The 21,861-nt window shown below is 65.3% G+C and carries 24 protein-coding genes; 10 read left to right on the top strand and 14 right to left on the bottom strand.

What is annotated here, in order from left to right:
- Positions 1-35: 35 nt before the first annotated feature.
- Complete coding sequence (locus tag MUU56_RS00615) at positions 36-1,250, bottom strand: NADP-dependent isocitrate dehydrogenase (RefSeq protein WP_244765426.1); 1,215 nt, start codon at positions 1,248-1,250, stop codon at positions 36-38.
- Between the two features lie 215 nt (positions 1,251-1,465).
- Between MUU56_RS00615 and MUU56_RS00620 the strand changes: the two genes are divergently transcribed.
- The 8 genes from MUU56_RS00620 to MUU56_RS00655 all read left to right on the top strand — a co-directional run bounded on the left by MUU56_RS00620 (position 1,466) and on the right by MUU56_RS00655 (position 9,108).
- On the top strand, positions 1,466-2,047 hold the full coding sequence (locus MUU56_RS00620; protein ID WP_244765427.1) for a hypothetical protein: 582 nt from the start codon (positions 1,466-1,468) through the stop codon (positions 2,045-2,047).
- 69 nt (positions 2,048-2,116) lie between these two features.
- On the top strand, positions 2,117-2,950 hold the full coding sequence (locus MUU56_RS00625) for an RNA methyltransferase (RefSeq protein ID WP_244765428.1): 834 nt from the start codon (positions 2,117-2,119) through the stop codon (positions 2,948-2,950).
- 37 nt (positions 2,951-2,987) lie between these two features.
- Positions 2,988-3,749: a glutamate racemase gene (gene murI, locus MUU56_RS00630; RefSeq protein ID WP_244765985.1), complete on the top strand. Its 762-nt coding sequence runs from the start codon at positions 2,988-2,990 to the stop codon at positions 3,747-3,749.
- 120 nt (positions 3,750-3,869) lie between these two features.
- Positions 3,870-5,381, top strand: a complete 1,512-nt coding sequence (locus MUU56_RS00635) for an ATP-binding protein (protein ID WP_244765429.1) — start codon at positions 3,870-3,872, stop codon at positions 5,379-5,381.
- 219 nt (positions 5,382-5,600) lie between these two features.
- Positions 5,601-6,218, top strand: a complete 618-nt coding sequence (rpsD, locus tag MUU56_RS00640) for a 30S ribosomal protein S4 (protein ID WP_244765430.1) — start codon at positions 5,601-5,603, stop codon at positions 6,216-6,218.
- A 239-nt stretch (positions 6,219-6,457) separates the two neighbouring features.
- A complete protein-coding gene (locus MUU56_RS00645; protein ID WP_244765431.1) occupies positions 6,458-7,387 on the top strand; it encodes a glutaminase in 930 nt (309 codons plus the stop codon).
- Positions 7,388-7,418: 31 nt separating this feature from the next.
- Positions 7,419-8,300, top strand: a complete 882-nt coding sequence (gene ttcA / locus MUU56_RS00650; RefSeq protein ID WP_244765432.1) for a tRNA 2-thiocytidine(32) synthetase TtcA — start codon at positions 7,419-7,421, stop codon at positions 8,298-8,300.
- Positions 8,287-9,108, top strand: coding sequence for an inositol monophosphatase family protein (locus MUU56_RS00655; protein WP_244765433.1), 822 nt, complete (start codon positions 8,287-8,289; stop codon positions 9,106-9,108). The genes ttcA and MUU56_RS00655 overlap by 14 nt, the downstream gene beginning before the upstream one ends.
- A 255-nt stretch (positions 9,109-9,363) precedes the next feature.
- On the opposite strand, the gene MUU56_RS00660 is transcribed toward MUU56_RS00655, so the two are convergent.
- The 7 genes from MUU56_RS00660 to MUU56_RS00690 form a co-directional block, all read right to left on the bottom strand.
- A complete protein-coding gene (locus tag MUU56_RS00660) occupies positions 9,364-10,569 on the bottom strand; it encodes a multidrug effflux MFS transporter (protein WP_244765986.1) in 1,206 nt (401 codons plus the stop codon).
- 130 nt (positions 10,570-10,699) lie between these two features.
- Positions 10,700-11,035 (bottom strand): Grx4 family monothiol glutaredoxin, encoded by a 336-nt coding sequence (gene grxD / locus MUU56_RS00665; RefSeq protein ID WP_244765434.1) that lies wholly within the window; start codon positions 11,033-11,035, stop codon positions 10,700-10,702.
- A 116-nt stretch (positions 11,036-11,151) separates the two neighbouring features.
- Positions 11,152-11,568, bottom strand: a complete 417-nt coding sequence (locus tag MUU56_RS00670; protein ID WP_244765435.1) for a hypothetical protein — start codon at positions 11,566-11,568, stop codon at positions 11,152-11,154.
- Positions 11,569-11,610: 42 nt separating this feature from the next.
- Complete coding sequence (locus MUU56_RS00675; RefSeq protein WP_244765436.1) at positions 11,611-11,874, bottom strand: hypothetical protein; 264 nt, start codon at positions 11,872-11,874, stop codon at positions 11,611-11,613.
- Between the two features lie 7 nt (positions 11,875-11,881).
- Positions 11,882-12,115 carry a BolA/IbaG family iron-sulfur metabolism protein gene (locus MUU56_RS00680; protein WP_064330139.1) on the bottom strand — a complete coding sequence of 78 codons (234 nt, stop codon included), beginning with the start codon at positions 12,113-12,115 and terminating at the stop codon, positions 11,882-11,884.
- 18 nt (positions 12,116-12,133) lie between these two features.
- Positions 12,134-14,371 carry a phosphoribosylformylglycinamidine synthase subunit PurL gene (purL, locus tag MUU56_RS00685; protein ID WP_244765437.1) on the bottom strand — a complete coding sequence of 746 codons (2,238 nt, stop codon included), beginning with the start codon at positions 14,369-14,371 and terminating at the stop codon, positions 12,134-12,136.
- 103 nt (positions 14,372-14,474) lie between these two features.
- Complete coding sequence (locus tag MUU56_RS00690; protein ID WP_244765438.1) at positions 14,475-15,893, bottom strand: aminotransferase-like domain-containing protein; 1,419 nt, start codon at positions 15,891-15,893, stop codon at positions 14,475-14,477.
- Between the two features lie 95 nt (positions 15,894-15,988).
- Here MUU56_RS00690 and MUU56_RS00695 point away from each other — a divergent pair, with 95 nt between their 5' ends.
- Entirely contained in the window at positions 15,989-16,204 is a 216-nt protein-coding gene (locus tag MUU56_RS00695) for a DUF1127 domain-containing protein (RefSeq protein WP_244765439.1), read from the top strand.
- Positions 16,205-16,213: 9 nt separating this feature from the next.
- On the opposite strand, the gene MUU56_RS00700 is transcribed toward MUU56_RS00695, so the two are convergent.
- From MUU56_RS00700 to purC, 5 genes are read right to left on the bottom strand one after another with little or no spacing between them, the layout of a single operon-like run.
- On the bottom strand, positions 16,214-16,606 hold the full coding sequence (locus tag MUU56_RS00700; RefSeq protein WP_244765440.1) for a hypothetical protein: 393 nt from the start codon (positions 16,604-16,606) through the stop codon (positions 16,214-16,216).
- 47 nt (positions 16,607-16,653) lie between these two features.
- Positions 16,654-17,325, bottom strand: a complete 672-nt coding sequence (purQ, locus tag MUU56_RS00705) for a phosphoribosylformylglycinamidine synthase subunit PurQ (protein WP_244765441.1) — start codon at positions 17,323-17,325, stop codon at positions 16,654-16,656.
- The gene (locus MUU56_RS00710; RefSeq protein WP_244765442.1) at positions 17,322-17,579 is read right to left on the bottom strand and encodes a hypothetical protein; all 258 of its coding nucleotides are present in this window, start codon (positions 17,577-17,579) and stop codon (positions 17,322-17,324) included. The genes purQ and MUU56_RS00710 overlap by 4 nt, the downstream gene beginning before the upstream one ends.
- Positions 17,580-17,598: 19 nt before the next feature.
- Entirely contained in the window at positions 17,599-17,841 is a 243-nt protein-coding gene (gene purS / locus MUU56_RS00715) for a phosphoribosylformylglycinamidine synthase subunit PurS (protein WP_023517061.1), read from the bottom strand.
- Positions 17,842-17,869: 28 nt separating this feature from the next.
- Positions 17,870-18,634, bottom strand: a complete 765-nt coding sequence (gene purC / locus MUU56_RS00720) for a phosphoribosylaminoimidazolesuccinocarboxamide synthase (protein WP_064330132.1) — start codon at positions 18,632-18,634, stop codon at positions 17,870-17,872.
- Between the two features lie 215 nt (positions 18,635-18,849).
- Between purC and MUU56_RS00725 the strand changes: the two genes are divergently transcribed.
- Positions 18,850-19,170 carry a DUF1476 domain-containing protein gene (locus tag MUU56_RS00725; protein WP_244765443.1) on the top strand — a complete coding sequence of 107 codons (321 nt, stop codon included), beginning with the start codon at positions 18,850-18,852 and terminating at the stop codon, positions 19,168-19,170.
- Between the two features lie 65 nt (positions 19,171-19,235).
- On the opposite strand, the gene MUU56_RS00730 is transcribed toward MUU56_RS00725, so the two are convergent.
- Positions 19,236-21,824 (bottom strand): sensor domain-containing protein, encoded by a 2,589-nt coding sequence (locus MUU56_RS00730; RefSeq protein ID WP_244765444.1) that lies wholly within the window; start codon positions 21,822-21,824, stop codon positions 19,236-19,238.
- Between the last annotated feature and the right edge of the window lie 37 nt (positions 21,825-21,861).

The following is a 21,861-nucleotide window of genomic DNA, read 5'->3' on the forward strand; positions in this document are numbered from 1 at the left end:
CGGCGCTTGGCCGGGCTTTCCGTGGTCTTGCTGGATCAGGCCGCCATGGCCTTCTGGAGGTTCTCGTCGATCTTGTCGAGGAAGCCGGTGGTGGAGAGCCACGGCTGGTCGGGGCCGATGAGGAGCGCGAGGTCCTTGGTCATGAAGCCCGATTCGACAGTCTCGACGCAGACGCGTTCCAGCGTCTCGGAGAACTTCGCCAGCTCCGCATTGCCATCCAGCTTGGCGCGGTGGGCAAGGCCACGCGTCCAGGCGAAGATCGAGGCGATCGAGTTGGTCGAGGTTTCCTCGCCCTTCTGGTGCTGGCGGTAGTGGCGCGTCACCGTGCCGTGCGCGGCTTCGGCTTCGACGGTCTTGCCGTCCGGCGTCATGAGGACCGAGGTCATCAGGCCGAGCGAGCCGAAGCCCTGGGCCACGATGTCGGACTGAACGTCGCCGTCGTAGTTCTTGCACGCCCAGACATAGCCGCCGGACCATTTCAGCGCCGAGGCGACCATGTCGTCGATCAGGCGGTGTTCGTACCAGATCTTGGCTTCCTTGAACTTTTCAGCGAACTCGGCGTCGAAGACCTGCTGGAAGATGTCCTTGAAGCGGCCGTCATAGACCTTGAGGATGGTGTTCTTGGTCGAGAGATACACCGGCACCTTGCGCTGCAGGCCGTAGTTGAACGACGCGCGGGCGAATTCGGTGATCGAATCGTCGAGGTTGTACATGCCCATGGCGACACCGGCGGACGGGGCGTCGAACACGTCGTATTCGATTTCCTTGCCGTCCTCGCCGACGAACTTCATCGTCAGCTTGCCCTTGCCGGGGAACTTGAAGTCGGTGGCGCGGTACTGGTCGCCGAAGGCGTGGCGGCCGACGATGATCGGCTTGGTCCAGCCCGGAACGAGGCGCGGCACGTTCTTGCAGATGATCGGCTCGCGGAAGATGACGCCGCCGAGGATGTTGCGGATCGTGCCGTTCGGCGACTTCCACATCTTCTTCAGCTTGAATTCCTCGACGCGGGCCTCGTCCGGCGTGATGGTGGCGCACTTGACGCCGACGCCGTGCTTCTTGATGGCGTTGGCCGCGTCGATCGTCACCTGGTCGTCGGTGGCGTCGCGGTTCTCCATGCCGAGGTCGTAATATTCGAGGTCGATATCCAGGTAAGGATGGATCAGCTTGTCCTTGATGAACTGCCAGATGATGCGCGTCATCTCGTCGCCGTCGAGTTCGACGACGGGGTTGGCGACCTTGATCTTTGCCATGGAGAGCCTCGTGTTTTGTCGGGGCCTTGCGCCCCGGATCGTGGACTTGAAAGGAACGTTTGGCCCTATAGCATTCGTGGCCGGGAAGGCAAAGCCGACCAATTGCCGAGACGGTTTATTTTCGCCGGCGTTGAGAATAAGTTTCGCCAAAATTCCGTTTCAGGAAGGCTCTTCGGCGGCCCGTTCCGGCCCGCCGTCATCCAGTGGAGAATATGATGTCGCGTTTCGGCCTCGTGGCGCTCGCCCTTTTGCTTCCCGTTTCCGTTGCAGCCGCCGATTTCAAGGCGCCCGTTTCGGAGGTCATGGCGGCCGCGACGGTCAACTGGCAGGACCTGGGCGAGGACACAGACACCGACACGCCGCCGCCCTATACGGACTACTTCTCCGAGGATTTCCTGAAGCGCCTCTACAGCAAGGATTTCGTTGCGAAATACAAGGCGGCGGCGAAATTCCCGGCCTATGACGACGGCGATTCGCCCTTCGACTACGATCCGGTGATCGGCGGCCAGGACAGCTGCGCGCTGAAGGACGTGACGACCACCGAGGGGCAACTGGCGAACGGCGCGGAGGACGTGACCGTGACCTTCGACAACAGCCATTGCTTCGGCGAGCGGCCTGCCGGCTGGCAGCCGGAAACGCTGGTCTTCAAGATGATCGAGGAGGACGGCCGGGCGGTCATCGACGACATCGAGCGCCCGAGCTTCGAGGAGGGCGCCTCCCTGAAGAAGGAAATGGTGGAGATCGCCGAGGCCGGCGCCAATGGCGGCAACGGCAGCGCCGCCGAATCCCCCGAATGAGCGGCTTCATGCTTTTCATTTGCCGCTTATTGTGCCAGTGAAGCCCGAACTTTCCAGGGATATTTGGGCATGGCAGGCACGAACAGCGAACGCACGCTGATCGCCGAGGGACCGGCGATCATCCTCGTTCATCCGCAACTCGGCGAGAATATCGGCATGGTGGCGCGCGCCATGGCGAATTTCGGCCTGGCCGAACTGCGCCTCGTCAACCCGCGCGACGGCTGGCCGAGCGAGAAGGCGATCTCCGCCGCCAGCAAGGCCGACCATGTCATCGAGGCGGCGAAGGTCTATCCGTCGCTGGAAGCGGCCGTCGCCGACCTCGAATTCGTCTATGCGACGACCGCGCGCGACCGCTACGGCTACAAGGAGGTCCGCTCGCCGGTCGTCGCCGCCGACGACCTGCGCGTGCGCTTCCGCGCCGGGCAGAAGACCGGCATCCTCTTCGGCCGCGAACGCACGGGCCTCACCAACGAGGAAATCGCGCTCGCCGACGAACTGGTGACCTTCCCGGTCAACCCCGCCTTCGCCTCGCTCAACCTCGCCCAGGCCGTGCTCCTCATGAGCTACGAGTGGATGAAGAGCGGCCTTGCCTCCGTCAAGGACACGCCCTTCGACGCGCTGCCGCAGCGCCCGGCGAAGAAGGAGGAGCTGCAGGGCCTCTTCGACCATGTGGAGGAGACGCTGGAGGCGCGCGGCTATTTCCGGCCCGCCGAAAAAAAGCCCAAGCTGGTGGAGAACCTGCGCGCCATCCTGACGCGTCCTTCCTTCACCGGCACGGAGATCCAGGTCATGCGCGGCATCATCTCCTGCCTCGATCGCTTCACCCGCGAATCGCCGCGCGGCGCGACCAACCCGAACCGCACCCGCAACCGCCGGCCCAAGGTGCCCCGTGACGACGCATAGGCCCTTTCCGGAACAGGCGGCGGCCAGGCCCATCCTGATGTTCGACAGCGGCATCGGCGGCCTGACCGTCCTGCGCGAGGCGCGTGTGCTGATGCCCGAGCGGCACTTCACCTATGTGGCCGACGATGCCGGCTTTCCCTATGGCGGCTGGGAAGAGCCGGCGCTGAAGGCGCACATCATCGATCTCTTCGGGAAACTGCTCGCCGAGCACGACCCGGAAGTCTGCGTCATCGCCTGCAACACCGCCTTCACGCTGGTGGGCGCGGACCTGCGCGCCGCATTTCCACACATGCCCTTCGTCGGCACCGTGCCCGCGATAAAGCCCGCCGCCGAGCGCACGCGTTCCGGCCTCGTCTCGGTGCTGGCCACGCCCGGCACGGTGAAGCGCGCCTATACGCGCGATCTCATCCAGTCCTTCGCCAGCCAGTGCGACGTGCGCCTCGTCGGCTCGGAGAATCTCGCCCGCATGGCCGAGGCCTATATCCGCGGCGAGACCTTCTCCGACGAGGCCGTGCGCGCCGAGATCGTGCCCTGCTTCGTCGACGAGGACGGCCGCAAGACGGATATCGTCGTGCTCGCCTGCACGCATTATCCCTTCATGGCCAACCTCTTCCGCAAGCTCGCCCCCTGGCCGGTCGACTGGCTCGACCCCGCCGAAGCCATCGCCCGCCAGGCCCGCCGCCTCGTGCCCCCGCTGGAAACCCTCGCCCCGGGCGAGGACATCGCCGTCTTCACCTCCGGCAAGCCGGACTTTTCGACGCGCCGCCTGATGCAGGGTTTCGGGCTTCGGGTCGTTTGATGCGGCTTTCCCTGTGGATTCTTTCAAGAAGCCGGGCGTGATGGATGCTTGTTTCGTGTTAGGGCTTGCCGGATATCCGGTGGCGACCGGCGAATCAGGAATTTTGGAACGAGGAACGGGATGAAGGTCGGCATCGACATGGGAACGGTGCAGGGCGGCGCACCGGCCAGGCTCGATATCGAGGAACTGCTGGCGACGCGCCTGCTCGTGCAGGGCAATTCGGGCTCGGGAAAGTCGCATCTCCTGCGGCGCCTGCTCGAGCAGTCCGCCCAATGGGTGCAGCAGGTCATCATCGATCCCGAAGGGGATTTCGTCACGCTTTCCGACCGGTTCGGCCATGTCGTGGTCGATGGCGAGCGCACGGAAGCCGAGCTCGTCGGCATCGCCAACCGCATCCGCCAGCACCGCGTCTCCTGCGTGCTCTCGCTGGAGGGCCTTGAGGCCGACGAGCAGATGCGGGCGGCCGGCATCTTCTTGAATGCGCTGTTCGATGCGGACCGGGACTTCTGGTACCCAGTGCTCGTCGTCGTCGACGAGGCGCAGCTTTTCGCGCCCGCCGCCAGCGGCGAGGTCTCCGAAGAGGCGCGAAAACTGTCGCTCGGCGCGATGACCAACCTGATGTGCCGCGGCCGCAAGCGCGGCCTTGCCGGCGTCATCGCCACGCAGCGGCTGGCGAAGCTCGCCAAGAACGTCGCGGCCGAGGCCTCCAATTTCCTGATGGGCCGCACCTTCCTCGACATCGACATGGCGCGCGCCGCCGACCTGCTCGGGCTCGACCGCCGGCAGGCGGAGATGTTCCGCGACCTGCCGCGCGGTTCCTTCGTCGCGCTCGGCCCGGCGCTGTCGCGCCGCCCCTTGCCGGTGACGATCGGCGCGGTCGAGACCTCCGCGCGCTCGACCAGCCCCAAGCTGATGCCGCTGCCGGATGCACTGCCGGACGTGGAGGACCTGATCTTCACGCCCGATCCGGACGAGTTTTCCCGCCCGCTCGTCCGCCGCGCGCCGCCGGCGCCGCGCCCGACGACGGACATCCTCGCCGAACTGTCCCGCGCGCGGCCGGAGCCGGTACAGGCGGAGGCGAAGGTACCGGTGCCGGAAATCTCCGCCGAGGAGCGGGAAGGTCTGCTCGACCAGGCGCTCGCCGAAATCCTCGGCAATCCCGATGCGGCCTTCCGGGCCGATGCCGAACTGTTCCAGGATTTCCTCGTGCGCTGCCGCATCCGCCGCGTGCCCGGCGCGCCGCTGTCGCTTCCCGCCTTCCGCCGCAAGATGGCGGTCGCGCGCTCCGGCGTCGATGCCGAGACAGCGGCGACGGAAATCTGGGGCAGGGCGCTCGATCTGTCGCGCAGCGTGACCGAGGATTTGCAGGGTGTCTTCCTGCTCGTGGCGCAGGCCGCGGTGCGCGGGCTCGCCTGCCCCTCGGACGCCCGGATCGCGCGGGCCTACGGCACGCATTCGGCCCGCCGGGCGCGCCGGCTGCTCGGCTATTTCGAGGAGCAGGGGCTGGTGGTCGTGCACAGCGATCTTGCCGGCCACCGCATCGTCGCCTTCCCGGACCTCGGCTGCGAGACGCTGCCGGGCGACGCCAACGGGCCGGACCTTGCCGATTCCCACCGCGATGCGGCGGAATAGGCGGATTTTCCGGGCCTTGCTCGTTGACAGTCCTGTAAAACTCCCCTAATGACCCCGCCAACGCCGGGCAGAAATGTCCGGTGTTTCATTTGACATGTCCCGTGGATTCTCCGGTCGCGATCGTGAGAAGCCTGTCGGAACCCGAAAGGTTCAGAGGAGGGCGTGTTTCCTTCAGCCGGTCCGTCATTGGCCCGGTAAACAAGACCAAGAGGAAATGCGATGAGCAAGCGCGCTGCATCCAAGTACAAAATCGACCGCCGCATGGGCGAGAACATCTGGGGCCGTCCGAAGTCCCCGGTCAACCGCCGCGAATACGGCCCGGGCCAGCACGGCCAGCGCCGCAAGTCCAAGCTTTCGGACTTCGGTGTCCAGCTCCGCGCCAAGCAGAAGCTGAAGGGTTACTATGGCGATATCCGCGAGAAGCAGTTCCGCGCGATCTTCGCCGAAGCCGAGCGCCGCAAGGGCGACACCCCGGAGAACCTGATCGGCCTGCTCGAATCGCGCCTCGACGCGATCGTCTACCGCGCCAAGTTCGTTCCGACGGTCTTCGCTGCCCGTCAGTTCGTCAACCATGGCCACGTCAAGGTCAACGGCGTGCGCGTCAACATCGGTTCCTACCGCTGCAAGCCGGGCGACGTCATCGAAGTCAAGGAAAAGTCCAAGCAGCTCGTCACGGTTCTCGAATCCGTCGGTCTGGCTGAACGCGACGTTCCGGACTACATCGAAGCCGACCACAACAAGATGACCGCGACCTTCGTTCGCGTTCCGGTTCTCTCCGACGTGCCCTACGCCGTCATCATGGAACCGCACCTGGTCGTCGAATTCTACTCGCGTTAATTCGCGGGCGACACCTTGTGCAATCGGGAAAAGCCGCCAAGAAATTGGCGGCTCAGGTTGCCGGCAAGCCTTGCCACCCACCACCGTCATCCTCGGCCTTGAGCCGAGGATCCAACCTTCTCAACGGTTTATGGATGCTCGGGTCAAGCCCGAGCATGACGGAGGAGAGGGGTTCGGGACTTTGCCAGCCAGTCTGAGCCGCCAAGAGATTGGCGGCTTTTTCGTTTCGGGGGAACGGGATGACGGACTTGCAGGGCATTGTCGAGGAGATCCACGCGAGCCTGTCGCCACGGTGCGGCGAGGGCAGGGTGGCGGACTACATTCCGCAGCTTGCCCATGTGGATCCGAAGAAGTTCGGCATCGCCGTGGTGACGGTCGACGGCGCGGTGCACCTTGCCGGCGACGCGGACGAGGCCTTTTCCATCCAGAGCATTTCCAAGGTCTTCACCCTCACGCTCGCCCTCGGCAAGCATGGCGAGGCGATCTGGAAGCGGGTCGGCCGCGAACCGTCTGGCTCGGCCTTCAACTCCATCGTCCAGCTCGAGCACGAGGGCGGCATCCCGCGCAACCCCTTCATCAATGCCGGGGCGATCGCCATCACCGACCTCGTGCTCGCCGGCCATACGCCGAAGGAGGCGATCGGCGAGATCGTGCGGTTCCTGCGCTATCTCGCGGACGAGGACGACATCATCATCGACCAGGCCGTGGCACGCTCGGAGCAGGCGACGGGCTTCCGCAACTTTGCGCTCGCCAATTTCATGCGCTCCTTCGGCAGGCTCGACCATGCGGCCGAACTGGTGCTCGGCGTCTATTTCCATCAATGCGCGCTGGCGATGAGCTGCCGGCAACTCGCCAAGGCGGGGCTGTTCCTCGCCAACAGCGGCACCAACCCTTTGACCGGCCACCGCGTCGTCTCGCATCTTCGGGCGCGGCGTATCAACGCACTCATGCTGACCTGCGGCCACTATGACGGCTCGGGCGACTTCGCCTACCGCGTCGGCCTGCCGGGCAAGAGCGGCGTCGGCGGCGGGATCCTGGCCGTCGCGCCGGGAAAGGCCTCGGTCGCCGTCTGGTCGCCGGGGCTCAACGAGAACGGCAATTCGCTCATCGGCTCGCTGGCGCTGGAAATGCTGGCGGCGCGCACCGGCTGGTCCGTCTTCGGGGCTTGATTGTGCGGCCGGTTCGGGGCATTGCAGGCCCATGACGGCATCTACGACCCTGGCCTTTGCTGATACCGACGACGACGCACCGGATACCGGCCGCCATCCGCTCTTTGCGGACGCGCCCTCCAGCGTCTCCTTCAACAAGCTGCGCAAGCGCCTGCTGCGGCAGGTCCGGCAGGCGATGGACGATTTCGCCATGCTGAAGGGCCAGAAGCGCTGGCTCGTCGGCCTTTCCGGCGGCAAGGACAGCTACGGCCTGCTCGCCCTGCTGATGGACCTGCAATGGCGCGGCCTTTTGCCGGTGGAGCTCGTCGCCTGCAATCTCGACCAGGGCCAGCCGAATTTTCCGAAGCACATCCTGCCGGATTACCTGAAATCCATCGGCGTCAGGCACCGGATCGAATATCGCGACACCTATTCCATCGTGAAGGAGAAGGTGCCGTCAGGGGCGACCTATTGTTCGCTCTGCTCGCGGCTCCGGCGCGGCAATCTCTATCGCATCGCCCGGGAGGAGGGCTGCGACGCGCTGGTGCTCGGCCACCATCGCGAGGATATTCTCGAAACCTTCTTCATGAACTTCTTCCACGGCGGGCGGCTCGCCGCCATGCCGCCAAAACTCCTGAACGACGAGGGCGACGTCATGCTGCTGCGTCCGCTCGCCTATGCGGCGGAGGACGATCTTGCCAAATTCGCCGCCGCCATGCGGTTCCCGATCATCCCCTGCGACCTCTGCGGCTCGCAGGACGGCCTGCAGCGCAATGCGATGAAGGCGATGCTGGCGGAGATCGAGACGCGCATGCCGGGCCGCAAGGACGCCATGCTGCGCGCGCTCGGCCATACCAACCCGTCCCATCTTCTCGACCCGAAGCTTTTCGATTTCTCCTCCCTCGAAACGGTAAGGCCCCATGACGACGATTGACATCAATGCCCTCGCCCTCGTGCTTGCACAGGCGGCGGAGGCGGAAATCCGCCCGCGCTTCCGCGCGCTCGCCAAGGGAGACATCCGCACCAAGGCGGATGCCAACGACCTGGTGACGGAAGCCGACGAGGCGGCCGAACGCTTCATCAGCCGGGAAGTCGCGGCGCAGTTTCCGGGCGTGCTGTTCGTCGGCGAGGAATCGGTCGCGGCCGATCCGGCGCTGCTGCCGAAGCTCAAGGATGCGGACGTCGCGATCGTCGTCGACCCGATCGACGGCACCTTCAACTTTGCCGCCGGCGTGCCGCTCTTCGGCGTCATGGCGGCGATCGTCTCCGGCGGCGAGACGGTCGGCGGCATCATCTACGATCCGATGGGCGACGACTTCGTCATGGCGGAAAAGGGCGGCGGCGCGTGGCAGACCGGCGATCACCGCCCGGCCGTGCGGCTGAAGACGCGGGGCGGCGCACCGCTCGAAGCGATGACCGGCATGGCCTCGACCAGCTTCCTCGACCGGGCGCGCCGGGCGCGCATCCTGTCGAATCTCGCCAAGGTGGCCTTCGTCTCCAACTATCGCTGCGCGGCGCACGAATACCGCACCCTTGCCGGCGGCCACCTGCATTACCTGATGTACAACAAGCTGATGCCCTGGGACCACCTCGCCGGCACGCTGATCGCCGAGGAGGCCGGCGCCTATGCCGCGCGCTTCGACGGCTCGGCCTACAAGCCGCACCATGTCGAGGGCGGCCTCCTGGTCGCGCCGGACAAGGACAGCTGGGAGATGCTGCGCCGCGAAGTCTTCGTGGATTGAGGCGGCTTGACCACCGATGAAAAAGGCCCGGCTGCATTCGCAGCCGGGCCTTTTGTTTGTCCGCAACCTTCTGCTTTCGTCATCCTCGGGCTCGACCCGAGGATCCACGCGGCCCCCTGGGCCTGGATGGTCGGGTCAAGCCCGACCATGACGGAGGGGAGGTAAGGCGCCTTCCTCGCGAGCGGTTCGGCTGGAGGTAAGGGCAAGTGCCTTTCTCACGCTGGGCCGGCTGGAGGAGAGCGACGACGCTCTCCCTCAAACCGGCTTGTTGTGCGGCTGGAACAGCTTGCCGCGCTCGGCGATCAACACGAAGACGAGGCCGATGACCGAGAGCACGAAGAAGCCCATGACGAGCGGCAGCGCCGTGCCGTTGAACGCCTGGCCGATGATGGCACCGAGGACCGTGCCGCCGGCCGTGCCCATGAAGCCGAGCACCGAGGAGGCCGTGCCGGCGACGTGGCCGAGCGGCTCCATGGCGAGCGAGTTGAAGTTCGAGCCGATCCAGCCGAACTGGAACATCGACAGCGCGAAGAGCACGATGAAGATCGCGAACGGCAGGTGCGGTGCCCAGACCAGCGTCAGCAGCAGCCAGAACGCATTGACGCCGAGGAAGCCGAGCAGGGCGCCATGCGACAGCCGCCGCATGCCGAACCGGCCGACCAGCCGGGCATTGACGAAGGACGACAGGGCCATGAAGGCGGCAACGCCGGCAAAGGCGACCGGGAACCAGACGCCGAGCCCGTAGATGCCGACATAGATCTGCTGCGCCGAGTTGATGAAGCCGAACAACGCGCCGAAGATGAAGGTGCTGGCGAGCGTGTAGCAGAGCGCCACGCGGTCCGTCAGGACGATGCGGAAGCCGCCGAGGACCGAGCGCACCGTGAAGGGCCGCACGTCTTCGGGATGCAGGGTCTCCGGCAGGCGGAAATACATCCAGGCCCAGATCACGGCGGCCATCACCGCCATGAAGACGAAGATGAGGTGCCAGTCGCCGAACAGCATGACGATCTGGCCTGTGCCCGGCGCCAGCACCGGAACGACCATGAACACCATCATGATGAGCGACATCGCTTCCGCCATCGCGCGGCCGCCGAAAATGTCGCGGACGATCGAGACGGTGATAACGCGCATGGCGGCCGAGCCGATGCCCTGGATGAAGCGCAGCGCCAGAAGCGCGGCGAAGCTCGGCACGAGGATCGCGGCAAGCGACGACACGACATAGATGGCAAGGCCGACGAACATGGGCGCACGGCGGCCGAAGCGGTCGGAGACCGGACCGTAGATGAGCTGCGCGAGCGCAAAGCCGATCAGGTAGGCGGAAATGACATATTGCCGGTGGTTCTCGTTCTCGACGCCGAGACTGGCGCCGATTTCCTGCAGGCCGGGCAGCATGATGTCGATGGCGAGCGCATTGAGCGCCATCAGCAGCGCCATGAGCGCAATGAATTCCATCTTGCCCATGCCTTTGAGGCGCTGGGCCGATTCAGGGGAAAGTCCAGACATAATCTATATATTCCATGAAAAAGAGAGAAGGCGCCGCTGGGATGCGGCGCCTTTGAAAAGCTTTGGGCCTTGGGAAGACCGTTAAGCGTCAGGCAGCGCCCTTGATCGAAATACCCTGTTCCTGAAGATGCGACTGCAATTCGCCCGACTGGAACATCTCGCGCACGATGTCGCAACCGCCGACGAACTCGCCCTTCACGTAAAGCTGCGGGATGGTCGGCCAGTTGGAATAGTCCTTGATGCCCTGGCGGATGTCGGCGTCGGCGAGCACGTTGATGCCCTTGTAGCCCACGCCCACGTAGTCGAGGATCTGCACGACCTGGCCGGAGAACCCACACTGCGGGAATTCGGGCGTGCCCTTCATGAAGAGGACGACGTCGTTGGTCTTCACTTCGTTGTCGATGAAATCGTGGATGCCACTCATAGCAGTCTTCCTTGGCAAATCGGCTTCAAGGGCCGATGCGATGATCCGTTTGCCCTAGATAACAACCTCGGGTGACAATTGCCAGAAGCCCATTAGAAAAAATGCGCAGCTGCGCTTCAGCCGGCAGCGTCACCCCGTCGATATGCAATTAGTCTGTAGGCCAGGCCACCAGCCAAACCGCCAGCGATAACCATGAGAATAAAGTCATCACTCGGTCCCGGCCCCGGGCGGTCCAAAATCCACAAAGCCACAATACCGTCAAGGCCGCCAGCGACGGTGAAGAAGAGCCATGCCCGCAAACGGAAATAGCGGGCAATCATGACAGTAGCGATGAATCCGGGAAGTGCATAGGCAAATGTATATGCGCAGCCCATAAAGAAAGCTGAGAAAAATGTCGAATTGACGCCTCCCGCCACCATGTCAAGCGCTGCAACCACGACCGCGGAGGCGACTGTGACAGCGACGATATACCCACCGACAACAAGGAGGAAATCCGGCTGACCGCCGGATGCGAAAGCGGTGACTGGAGGCACTCTGCAATCCGCCCTATTCTTGACTTGGTTGAATTTTTCCGATCAGCGGCTGCGCTGGCGGCTGCGGCTTGCCGCCGTGCGACGGCGGCTCACCTGTTTGCGCGGGCGCTTCGCCGGTTTCTTTTCCGGCTTCAGCACGGCCTCGAGGATGTCACCGAGGAGCCCGCCGGACGCCTTCTTGCGCGTCGTCGTCGTCTTGCGGCGCGTGCGCTTCGTCGAGGCCTTGCGCACGCCGGTCTTCTTCAGCACCTCCTTGAGGGCTGCATCGACCACGCCGCTGACGAGTTCCTTGATGAGATCGGCCATGGATCGGTCAATCCGGGATCGAGGTCTGCAGGGCGAGGGCGTGCAGGATGCCGCCCATATTGCCCTTCAGCGCGTCGTAGACCATCTGGTGCTGCTGCACGCGGGTCTTGCCGCGGAAGGCTTCCGCGACGACTTCGGCGGCGTAGTGATCGCCGTCGCCGGCAAGATCGCGGATGACCACCTTCGCTCCGGGAATGCCGGATTTGATCATGTCTTCGATATCGCCGGGTGACATAGGCATGTGAACTGCTCCCTTATCTTATTCCGCGGCGGCAGCGGCGGTGCCGTTGCCGTCCATGAAGTCAGGGAACCACGATTCATGGGTGTCGCGCAATTGTTCAATCGGCAGCGACAGCAGGCCGTCCACCACGAGCGCATCGCCGCCGACGGTGCCGAGGCGACGGAACGGCACGCCCGCACCTTCCGCATTGGCGCACAGGAAGTTGGCGAGATCGGCCGGGACGGCCAGCACATAACGGGCCTGGTCTTCCCCGAAGAGCAGCGCATGGGCCGGGCCGTTGGCCTGCGAAAGGCTGGCCTTGATGCCCTTGCCCGAGGCCATCGCCATTTCGGCGAGCGCGACGGCGAGGCCGCCGGAGGAGATGTCGTGGCAGGCGGTGACCTGGCCGTTGCGGATGGCCGAGCGCACGAAATCGCCGTTGCGGCGTTCGGCGTGCAGGTCCACTTCCGGCGCCGGGCCGTCGACGAGGCCGAGCACGTCGCGCAGGTATACGGACTGGCCGAGATGGCTGCCGTCGACGCCGATCAGCACGAGCTGGTCGCCGTCCCTGGCACCGCCGATCCTCGCCATGGCGGACCAGTCGGGCAGAAGGCCGACGCCGGCGATGGTCGGGGTCGGCAGGATGGCGATGCCGTTCGTCTCGTTGTAGAGCGAGACGTTGCCCGAGACGATCGGGAAATCGAGCGCCCGGCAGGCTTCGCCGATACCTTGGATGGCCTTGACGAACTGGCCCATGATCTCCGGCTTTTCCGGGTTACCGAAGTTGAGGTTGTCGGTGGCGGCGAGCGGCTCGGCGCCGGTCGCCGTGATGTTGCGCCAGCATTCGGCGACGGCCTGCTTGCCGCCCTCGAACGGATCGGCCTCGACATAGCGCGGCGTCACGTCGGAGGAGAAGGCGAGGGCCTTGGTGGCATGGCCTTCGACGCGCACGACGCCGGCATCGCCGCCCGGGATCTGCAGCGAATTGCCCTGGATCAGCGTGTCGTACTGCTCGTAGACCCAGCGGCGGCTCGACTGGTTCGGCGAGCCGACCAGCGCCAGCACGGCTTGGCCGTAATCAGCGGGTTCGGCGACGAGGTTGGCCGGCAGCGGCGCGGGCTTGCCCGGCTCGCGCCAGGGGCGGTCGTATTCCGGCGCCTGATCGCCCAATTCCTTGATCGGCAGGTTCGCCACTTCCTCGCCCTGGTGCAGGATGCGGAAGCGCAGGTCGTCGGTCGTGTAGCCGACAATGGCGAAGTCGAGACCCCACTTGACGAAGATCGACTTGGCGACCTCTTCCTTGGCGGGTTCGAGAACCATGAGCATGCGCTCCTGGCTTTCCGACAGCATCATCTCGTACGCCGTCATCTGTTCTTCGCGAACCGGCACGAGATCGAGGTTCAACTCGATGCCGAGGTCGCCCTTGGCGCCCATTTCGACGGCCGAGCATGTAAGGCCGGCAGCGCCCATGTCCTGGATCGCGATGACGGCACCGGTCTGCATCAGTTCGAGGCAGGCTTCCAGCAGGCACTTTTCCGTGAAGGGATCGCCGACCTGCACGGTCGGTCGCTTCTCCTCGATCGTTTCGTCGAATTCCGCGGAGGCCATGGTGGCGCCGCCGACGCCGTCACGGCCGGTCTTGGCGCCGAGATAGACGACCGGCAGGCCGACGCCCTTGGCTTCCGAGAGGAAGATCGCGTTCGACTTGGCAAGGCCCGCGGCGAAGGCGTTGACGAGGATGTTGCCGTTGTAGCGCGGGTCGAACTCGACTTCGCCGCCGACGGTCGGCACGCCGAAGGAATTGCCGTAGCCGCCCACACCGGCGACGACGCCCGAGACGAGGTGGCGGGTCTTCGGATGGTCCGGCGCGCCGAAGCGCAGCGCGTTCATCGCCGCGACCGGGCGCGCGCCCATGGTAAAGACGTCGCGCAGGATGCCGCCGACGCCCGTCGCCGCGCCCTGGTAGGGCTCGATATAGGACGGGTGGTTGTGGCTCTCCATCTTGAAGACGACGCAGTCGCCGTCATCGATATCCACCACGCCGGCATTTTCCCCGGGGCCCTGGATGACGCGCGGTCCCTTGGTCGGCAGCGTGCGCAGCCAGCGCTTGGAGGACTTGTACGAGCAGTGCTCGTTCCACATGGCCGAGAAGATGCCGAGTTCGGTGAAGGTCGGCTCGCGGCCGATCAGCGAGAGGATGCGGTCGTATTCATCCGGCTTCAGCCCGTGGGCGGCAATCAGCTCCGGGGTGATCGGGCGGGTGTTCGAAATGGTCATCGTCGCTCGTCTTGTCGTGGAGGGCAGGATTGCGGTCTCTTTAACCTATGCCGCCCGGCAGCGCGACAGGAAAATGACCGCAATCACAGGCGAAACGGCCTGTTCAGGCCGGGCTGTCGTAACCCGTCGGGCCGTGGGCGATGAGGCTGCGCAGCCGTAAGAGGCCGGCCGCGACATCCGCGCGGTTCTCCGGCGAGGACAGGCCGATGCGCACGCGGTAGAACGTCTTCTCCGACCGGCCGGCCTTGAACTCGTCCTCGTCGTCGATGAGGATATCCTCGGCGAAGGCCGCCTGGCGGAACGTGCCGGACAGCCACGGGTCCGGCAGCTTCAGCCAGAGGAAGGGCACGCGGGGGTGCGAGTTGAAATCGAGCCCCGCGAGGATTTCCCGCGCATGCGCCTCGCGTGCCTCGACTTCCGCGGAGACCTTCGCGCGGATGGCGTCCGCCATGCCCGACAGCACCAGCCTGGCGCCGAGTTCGGCGAGCAGGTAGGGCAGGCCGCCGCTCACCATCTTGTGGGCGATGCGCACGCGCTGGGCAAGGTGCGGCGGACAGGCGATCCAGCCGCCGCGCACGCCCGCCGCCACGCTCTTCGAGAGGCCCCCGACAAGGAAGGTCCGATCGGGCGCGATTTCGGCGAGGAGCGGAATGCCGGCATCGATCGTGCCGCCATAGAGATTGTCCTCGATGAGGAAGACATTGTGCCGCCGGGCGATGGCGGCAATGGCGCGGCGGCGATCCTCCGGCATGATGGCGAGCGTCGGGTTCTGACCCGACGTCATCAGGAAGGCGAGCTTGGGATGCTGCTGCACGCAGACGCGCTCGAAATCCTCCGGGATCACGCCGTGGGCATCCGATTCGACGAGCACCGTCTGGCGGCCGATGAGGGCGGTGCCGCGGCTCACCTGCGAATAGGTGACATGCTCGAAGACGATGCGGTCGCCGGGTGCGGTGATGACCGAGACGGCGGCAATGACGGCGGCATGGGCGCCGAGCGTCGGCACGATGCTCTCGATCGCCGGCTGCCAGTCGTCCCGCCTCAACCAGCGCCGCCCGGCCTCCAGCCATTGCAGCGGGAAATTCCGGGTATAGCTGGCGATCTCGTTCGCCTGCTCCCGGCAGATGTCCGTGAGGATGTCGGTGATCGCCGTCGACTGGCCGACATCGGTGGCGGCCGTCGTGTCGAAGCGCAATTTGCCGGGCGGTGCATTCGCCGCGCGGGTGCCGACCAGCCGGGCGCTGACCGGATCCATGGCCGCCGGATCGGCATCCTCTTTCGAGCCGAGCACATAGGTGCCGCGGCCGACCTCGCCGCTGACGAGGCCCCGCTCGCGCACCATCGTATAGGCACGGCTGACGGTGCCGATGGTCACGCCGATGTCGTAGGCGAGGTTGCGCTGGGGCGGCAGCTTGCTGCCGGAGGCGAGCGCGCCGGTGCTGATCGCCTGCTCGATCTGGTCGGCAATGCGCACATAGAGCGGGCCGTCGGAGGCCTGGAGATCGGGAAGCCAATTTGTCATGGTGCCAATTCTTAGATTGCACCGCAATGAGAGTCAATTATTTCCTGAATGCACCGTTTGTCACGAGAGCTTGTGACGCTTCAGGAGAGACGACCATGGCAATCGATACAATATTCACCGCGGCAGAATCCGGCAGGCCTGGCGGCCTGCGCGCGATGCTGCATCGCGCCTGGCGCGCAGGCCGCGCCTGGAGCGTCACGCGGCGCACGCGCCACGCGCTGGTGGAAATGACGGATGAACAGCTCCGCGACATCGGCGTCAGCCGTGCCGAAGCGACGCGGGAAATCCGCAAGTCGATCTATTGGGATTGACGGCCGGGGTCAGCAGCCCTTGCCGCCGGCGGCCCAGCGTTTGACGTCGGTCGCGATGCGCGGGCCGACGGCCTCGCCCATCATCGGGCCGAAGGCATCGAGTCTGGCCGGGTTGCCCTCCGCCTGCACGACGAGCAGGGGGCGCGATTCCGGCGAATTGCGGTGGACGACGAGGATGCGCGGACGGCCGGAGAAGGAGTTCAGCTCCGGCGCGAGGCGATAGGCCTTGAAGGCCGGGTCGCCCGACTTGAACCAGCAGCTGTTCGCCGCGAGCGCGACGCGCTCCATGGTCGGCAGGGCGCCGCCACGGACCTGCGGCGCCGGGGTTTTCGCCTGGCACGCGGCAAGCGCCGCGGCGGCGAGAAGCGGCAGGACGAGCTTGGCGGGAAGAAGCGGGCGCATGAAAAGCCTTTCGGGGACGGACATGCGCCCTTGATAACAACGACCGGTTAAGCGGCGATTACGTCGAGCACCGAGGCGAAGAGGCCGCGGCCGTCGGAACCGCCATGGGCGGCCTCGATGAGGTTTTCCGGGTGCGGCATCAGGCCGAGCACGTTGCCCTTCGCGTTCATCACGCCGGCAATGTCGTTGATCGAGCCGTTCGGGTTGGTGCCTTGCGCATAGCGGAACACGACCTGGCCATTGCCCTCGATGGCGGCCAGCGTCTCGGCGTCGGCGAAATAGTTGCCGTCGTGATGGGCGACCGGGCAGCGGATGATCTGGCCCTTCTCATAGGCGCGGGTGAAGTCGGTCTCGGCATTGGCGACTTCGAGCTTCACCTCGCGGCAGACGAATTTCAGCGAGGCGTTGCGCATCAGCGCGCCGGGCAGGAGGCCGGATTCAAGCAGGATCTGGAAACCGTTGCACACGCCCAGCACCTTCACGCAGGCCTCGGCCTTCGCCTTGATCGCCTGCATGACGGGCATGCGGGCGGCAATCGCCCCGCAGCGCAGGTAGTCGCCGTAGGAGAAACCGCCCGGGATGACGATCAGGTCGACATCCGGCAGCTCCGTTTCCGTCTGCCAGACGGTGACCGGCGCCTGGCCGGAGATCTTGGTCAGCGCCGCGATCATGTCGCGGTCACGGTTGAGGCCGGGAAGTTGGACGACGGCGGACTTCATGGGTGTGGTTCAAACCTTGCCTGGGCCTCGGCGAGTTCACGCAGTTCGAGGCGGTTTTCGATACGGTCGAGGCGCTGGTCCACGCGGTCCAGGCGCGAATAGATGTGATGCACATCCTGCTGGATGGTCACGATGTTTCCGCGCATCGTGATCATCTCGCTGCGGAGGTCGGCCAAACCCCTGTCCAACTTGTCCATGCGGACATGAAAGCTCTTCAGCAATTCATGGAGCAGGTCGTGTGTCGCATCCGCCATTTGCCATCTCCTTCAACCGTCAGGCGAGGGCGATAGTATAGTTCTCGATTACCGTGTTGGCCAGCAGCTTGTCGCACATGGCCTTGAGGTCGGCCTCGGCCTTGGCGCGGTCGGCGGTCGCGAGCTCCAGATCGAAAACCTTGCCCTGACGAACCTGGCCGACGCCGTCGAAGCCGAGGCTGCCGAGGGCGCCCTCGATCGCCTTGCCCTGCGGGTCGAGAACACCGTTTTTCAGCGTAACCGTTACGCGTGCCTTGATCATGTCTGTCTGTCCATCCTTGGAAGGCGTGTTACTTCACCAGAACCGGGCCGGTGCCGCGCACGGGCTCGTTCTCGTTGATGATGCCGAGGCGGCGGGCCACTTCCTGATAGGCTTCGACGAGGCCCCCCATGTCGCGGCGGAAGCGGTCCTTGTCCATTTTCTCCTGGGTGGCGATGTCCCAGAGGCGGCAGCTGTCCGGCGAGATCTCGTCGGCGATGATGATGCGCATCATGTCGCCTTCGTAGAGGCGGCCGCACTCGATCTTGAAATCGACGAGCTGGATGCCGACGCCGAGGAAGAGGCCGGAGAGGAAGTCGTTGACGCGGATGGCGAGCGCCATGATGTCGTCGAGTTCCTGCGGGCTCGCCCAGCCGAAGGCGGTGATGTGCTCCTCGGAGACCATGGGGTCTTCCAGCGCATCGGCCTTGAAATAGAATTCGATGATCGAGCGCGGCAGCACGGTGCCTTCCTCGATGCCGAGGCGCTTGGAGAGCGAGCCGGCGGCGACGTTGCGCACGACCACTTCCAGCGGGATGATCTCGACTTCCTTGATCAGCTGCTCGCGCATGTTGAGCCGGCGGATGAAGTGGGTCGGGATGCCCATCTTGTTGAGCTGGGTGAAGATGTACTCGGAGATCCGGTTGTTCAGCACACCCTTTCCGTCGATGACATCGTGCTTCTTCTTGTTGAAGGCGGTCGCGTCATCCTTGAAGAACTGGATCAGCGTGCCCGGCTCGGGACCCTCGTACAGGATCTTGGCCTTGCCCTCGTAGATACGGCGGCGACGGTTCATGGATTTTGTCTCTGTTGTTGGCGCGCTTGGGTCGCGCAGGTGTCGTTCGTTTGCGCTCCCATAAACGAAATGCCGCAGTTTAACAATCGCTGTCACGGCCGATCCCCCGTTTTCCGGGAAGTTCGGACCTCACGAAAGTTCGCATTGCACTTTTGCCGTTGTTTTGATTTATGGGCGGAAAGCCTAACGGGTCAGAGAATCTACGGGAGCCATAGATGACCAGCATGCAGGATCGGGAAAAGGCCTTCGAGGCCAAGTTCGCGCTGGACGAGGAGCTGCGCTTCAGGGCCGAAGCACGCCGCAACAAGCTGGTCGGCCTGTGGGCCGCCGGCCTGCTCGGCAAGACGGACGGCGAGGCGGAAGCCTATGCCAAGGAAGTCGTCGCCGCCGATTTCGAGGAAGTCGGCCATGAGGACGTGGTGCGCAAGATCAAGGCCGATTTCGACGCTGCCGGCATCGCCCGCAGCGAGGACGAAATCCGCGTCCAGATGATCGAGCTCCTGGCCGTTGCCATCGCGCAGCTCGAAGTGGGCTGACCGGCCTTTCGCCGTCAGGCCGTATCATCGAAAGCCGTCCGGCTTGCCGGGCGGCTTTTCTCGTTCTAGCCGCCGGCGGCCCGGCGCACCTCGTTCTGGAGGTCGCGTGCGCCGCCGCCCGGCTGGCGCCATTCCTGGCGCCGCACGAAATCCGCGATGGCCTCCGCCGGCATGGGCCGGGCGAGCGCATAGCCCTGCAGGATGTCGCAGCCGAGATCGCGCATGATGGCGACATGGGCCGGCGTCTCGACGCCTTCGGCGACGACCTCGATGTTCAACGAGCGGCCGATCTCGACGATCGTGCCGACGAGCTTGCGCTGGCCGGGCGAGCGGCTGACCGGCTTGACGAGCTGCCGGTCGATCTTCAGCCGGCGCGGCGAGAGCTTCATCAGGCTGACGATCGAGGCATGCCCGGTGCCGAAATCGTCGATCTCGATATCGATGCCGAGCTTGCGGATCTCGGCGAGGTTTTCCAGTACGATGCGGTCGCAATCGTCGAGGAAGATCGATTCCAGGAGCTCGAAGGACAGGGATTTCGGGCGGATGGCCAGCGTGTGCAGCGAGCGCGCGAGCTCCGGGTCGTGCAGGCGCTTGGAGGAGACGTTGACCGAGATCTTCTCGATGCCGAGGCCGAGCGCCCGCCAGCCGGCATAGTCGGCGAGCGATTTCTCGAGCACGATCCGGTCGATCATCGCGACGCAGTCGAGATCTTCGGCGATCTTCAGGAAAGCATCCGGCGCCAGGATGCCGCGGGTCGGATGGTCCCAGCGCGCCAGCGTCTCGACGCCGACGACGTCGAGCGTGCGGGCGCAGAACTGCGGCTGGTAATAGGGCAGGAAGCGCTGCTGCTCGATGCCGGTGAGGATTTCGTCGGCCGTCTGCTTGTTGACGATGATCTGCGCCTGGAAATCGCTGGTAAAGAATTCATGCCGGCTGCGCCCGCGGTTCTTGGCGCGATAGAGCGCGAGATCGGCATTGACGAGGAGCTGCTTGGCATCGATGGCCTCGCCCGACTGGCTGGCGATGCCGACGCTCGCGCCGAAGCGGCAGATATGGCCGTTGAAGGTGACGGGCTTGCGCATCGCCGACACGATCGCCTCGGCGAGCATGGCGAGGTTGCGCCCGGCAGAGCCGGTCGACAGGAAGACGAACTCGTCGCCGCCGATGCGGGCGACGAAATCACCGGGGCCTTTCAGCTCGTTGAGCACGCCGGCGGCGTGGACGAGCATCTGGTCGCCGGCAAGGTGCCCGAGCGTGTCGTTGATCTCCTTGAAGCGGTCGAGGTCGATATGCAGCACGGCAAGGCGGCTGCCGGATCGCCGCGCCTCCTGCGCGGCCGCCTCGATGGTGGCGTCCAGGAAGCGGCGGTTCGGCAGGCCGGTCAGGTGATCGTGCAGGGCGGTATATTCGATCCGCGCCCGGGCGGCCTCCAGTTCCGCATTGCGCGCCTCCGCCAGGTCCTTGGCGTGCTGCAGCTCCTCGCGAAGGCGCATGTCGTCCGTGACGTCCCAGTTGGCGCCGATGAGGTGCGGCACGCCCGTCATGTCGACATAGGGCGCGGCGCGGCCGCGGATGTGGCGGATCTGCCCGTCGCCGCGGATGATGCGGAACTCGTTGGCGAAATCCTGGCTCTGGAAGAGGCTGTCGCTGACCCGCGCCGTCGCCTTGCGCCGATCCTGCGGATGGAGCGCCCGTTCCCAGGTGCCTTCGTCGGGCTCTCCGGTCAGGCCGTACATTTCGATCATGCGGTCGTCCCAGCGCACGTCGCCGGTTCTCAGATTGACCTCGAAGACGCCGATGCGCGACACGTCGAGCGCCAGTTCCAGGCGGCGGGACATCTGGGCGAGGCGCTCTTCCGCCTCCTTGCGCTCCGTTATGTCCGTGTCGGTGCCGGCGATGCGGCTCGGCTTGCCGTCCGGGCCGTAATCGACGACGGCGCCGCGGCTCTCGATCCAGACCCAGCGGCCGTCCTTGTGGCGCTCGCGATAGCAGAAGACGTTGAACGGCGTCTGGCCGGTTTCCTGCTTGCGGATCTCCTCCAGGACATGCGCCCGGTCGTCGGGATGCACGGACTGGAGCCAGCCTTCCAGGGACGAATCGATCGGCTCGTCCGGCCGCAGGCCGCGGATCGCCCGCCACTGGCGGGAATAGAAAAGGTCGCCGCGCGCGAAATCGTGGTCCCAGACACCCTGGCCGGCGGATTCGAGCGCATGGTTCCAGCGGCTTTCCCGCTCCGCCAGCTCGAGCGCGTTGCGCTTGCGCTCGTCGACATCCGTGATCTGGACGATGAGGGCGGGCGCGACGGGTTCGCCGGGCAGGGCCGGGGGCTCGACGAAGGACGCCAGAACCCAGAATTCCCCGCCGTCCGGCCGCTGCAGGCGAAGCTCCCACGGCGCCTGCTCGGCAAGGCTCGGGCGCATCGCAAAGGCAAGGACGGCGCTGTCCCTAGGCGAGACGCAGTCCGGAAAGGGCGGAAGGGCGGAAAGACAGGTGACGCCGAAGGACCGCAGGAACGTCCCGTTCGCCTCGATGATGCGCCCCTCGGCATCGAGTGCGGCGAAACCAAATCCGGACCGCGCGAAAAGCCGGCGATAAAACGGCTCGCGCTCCGTTTCATGCACGGCAATGGAGGTCGAACCGGATGGTTTGGCCATGAAACGCGGCGCCTGCTTGGAACTCAACGGGGCCAGC

The sequence above is a fragment of the Shinella yambaruensis genome (genome assembly GCF_022899355.1).
Taxonomy (GTDB): Bacteria; Pseudomonadota; Alphaproteobacteria; order Rhizobiales; family Rhizobiaceae; genus Shinella; species Shinella yambaruensis.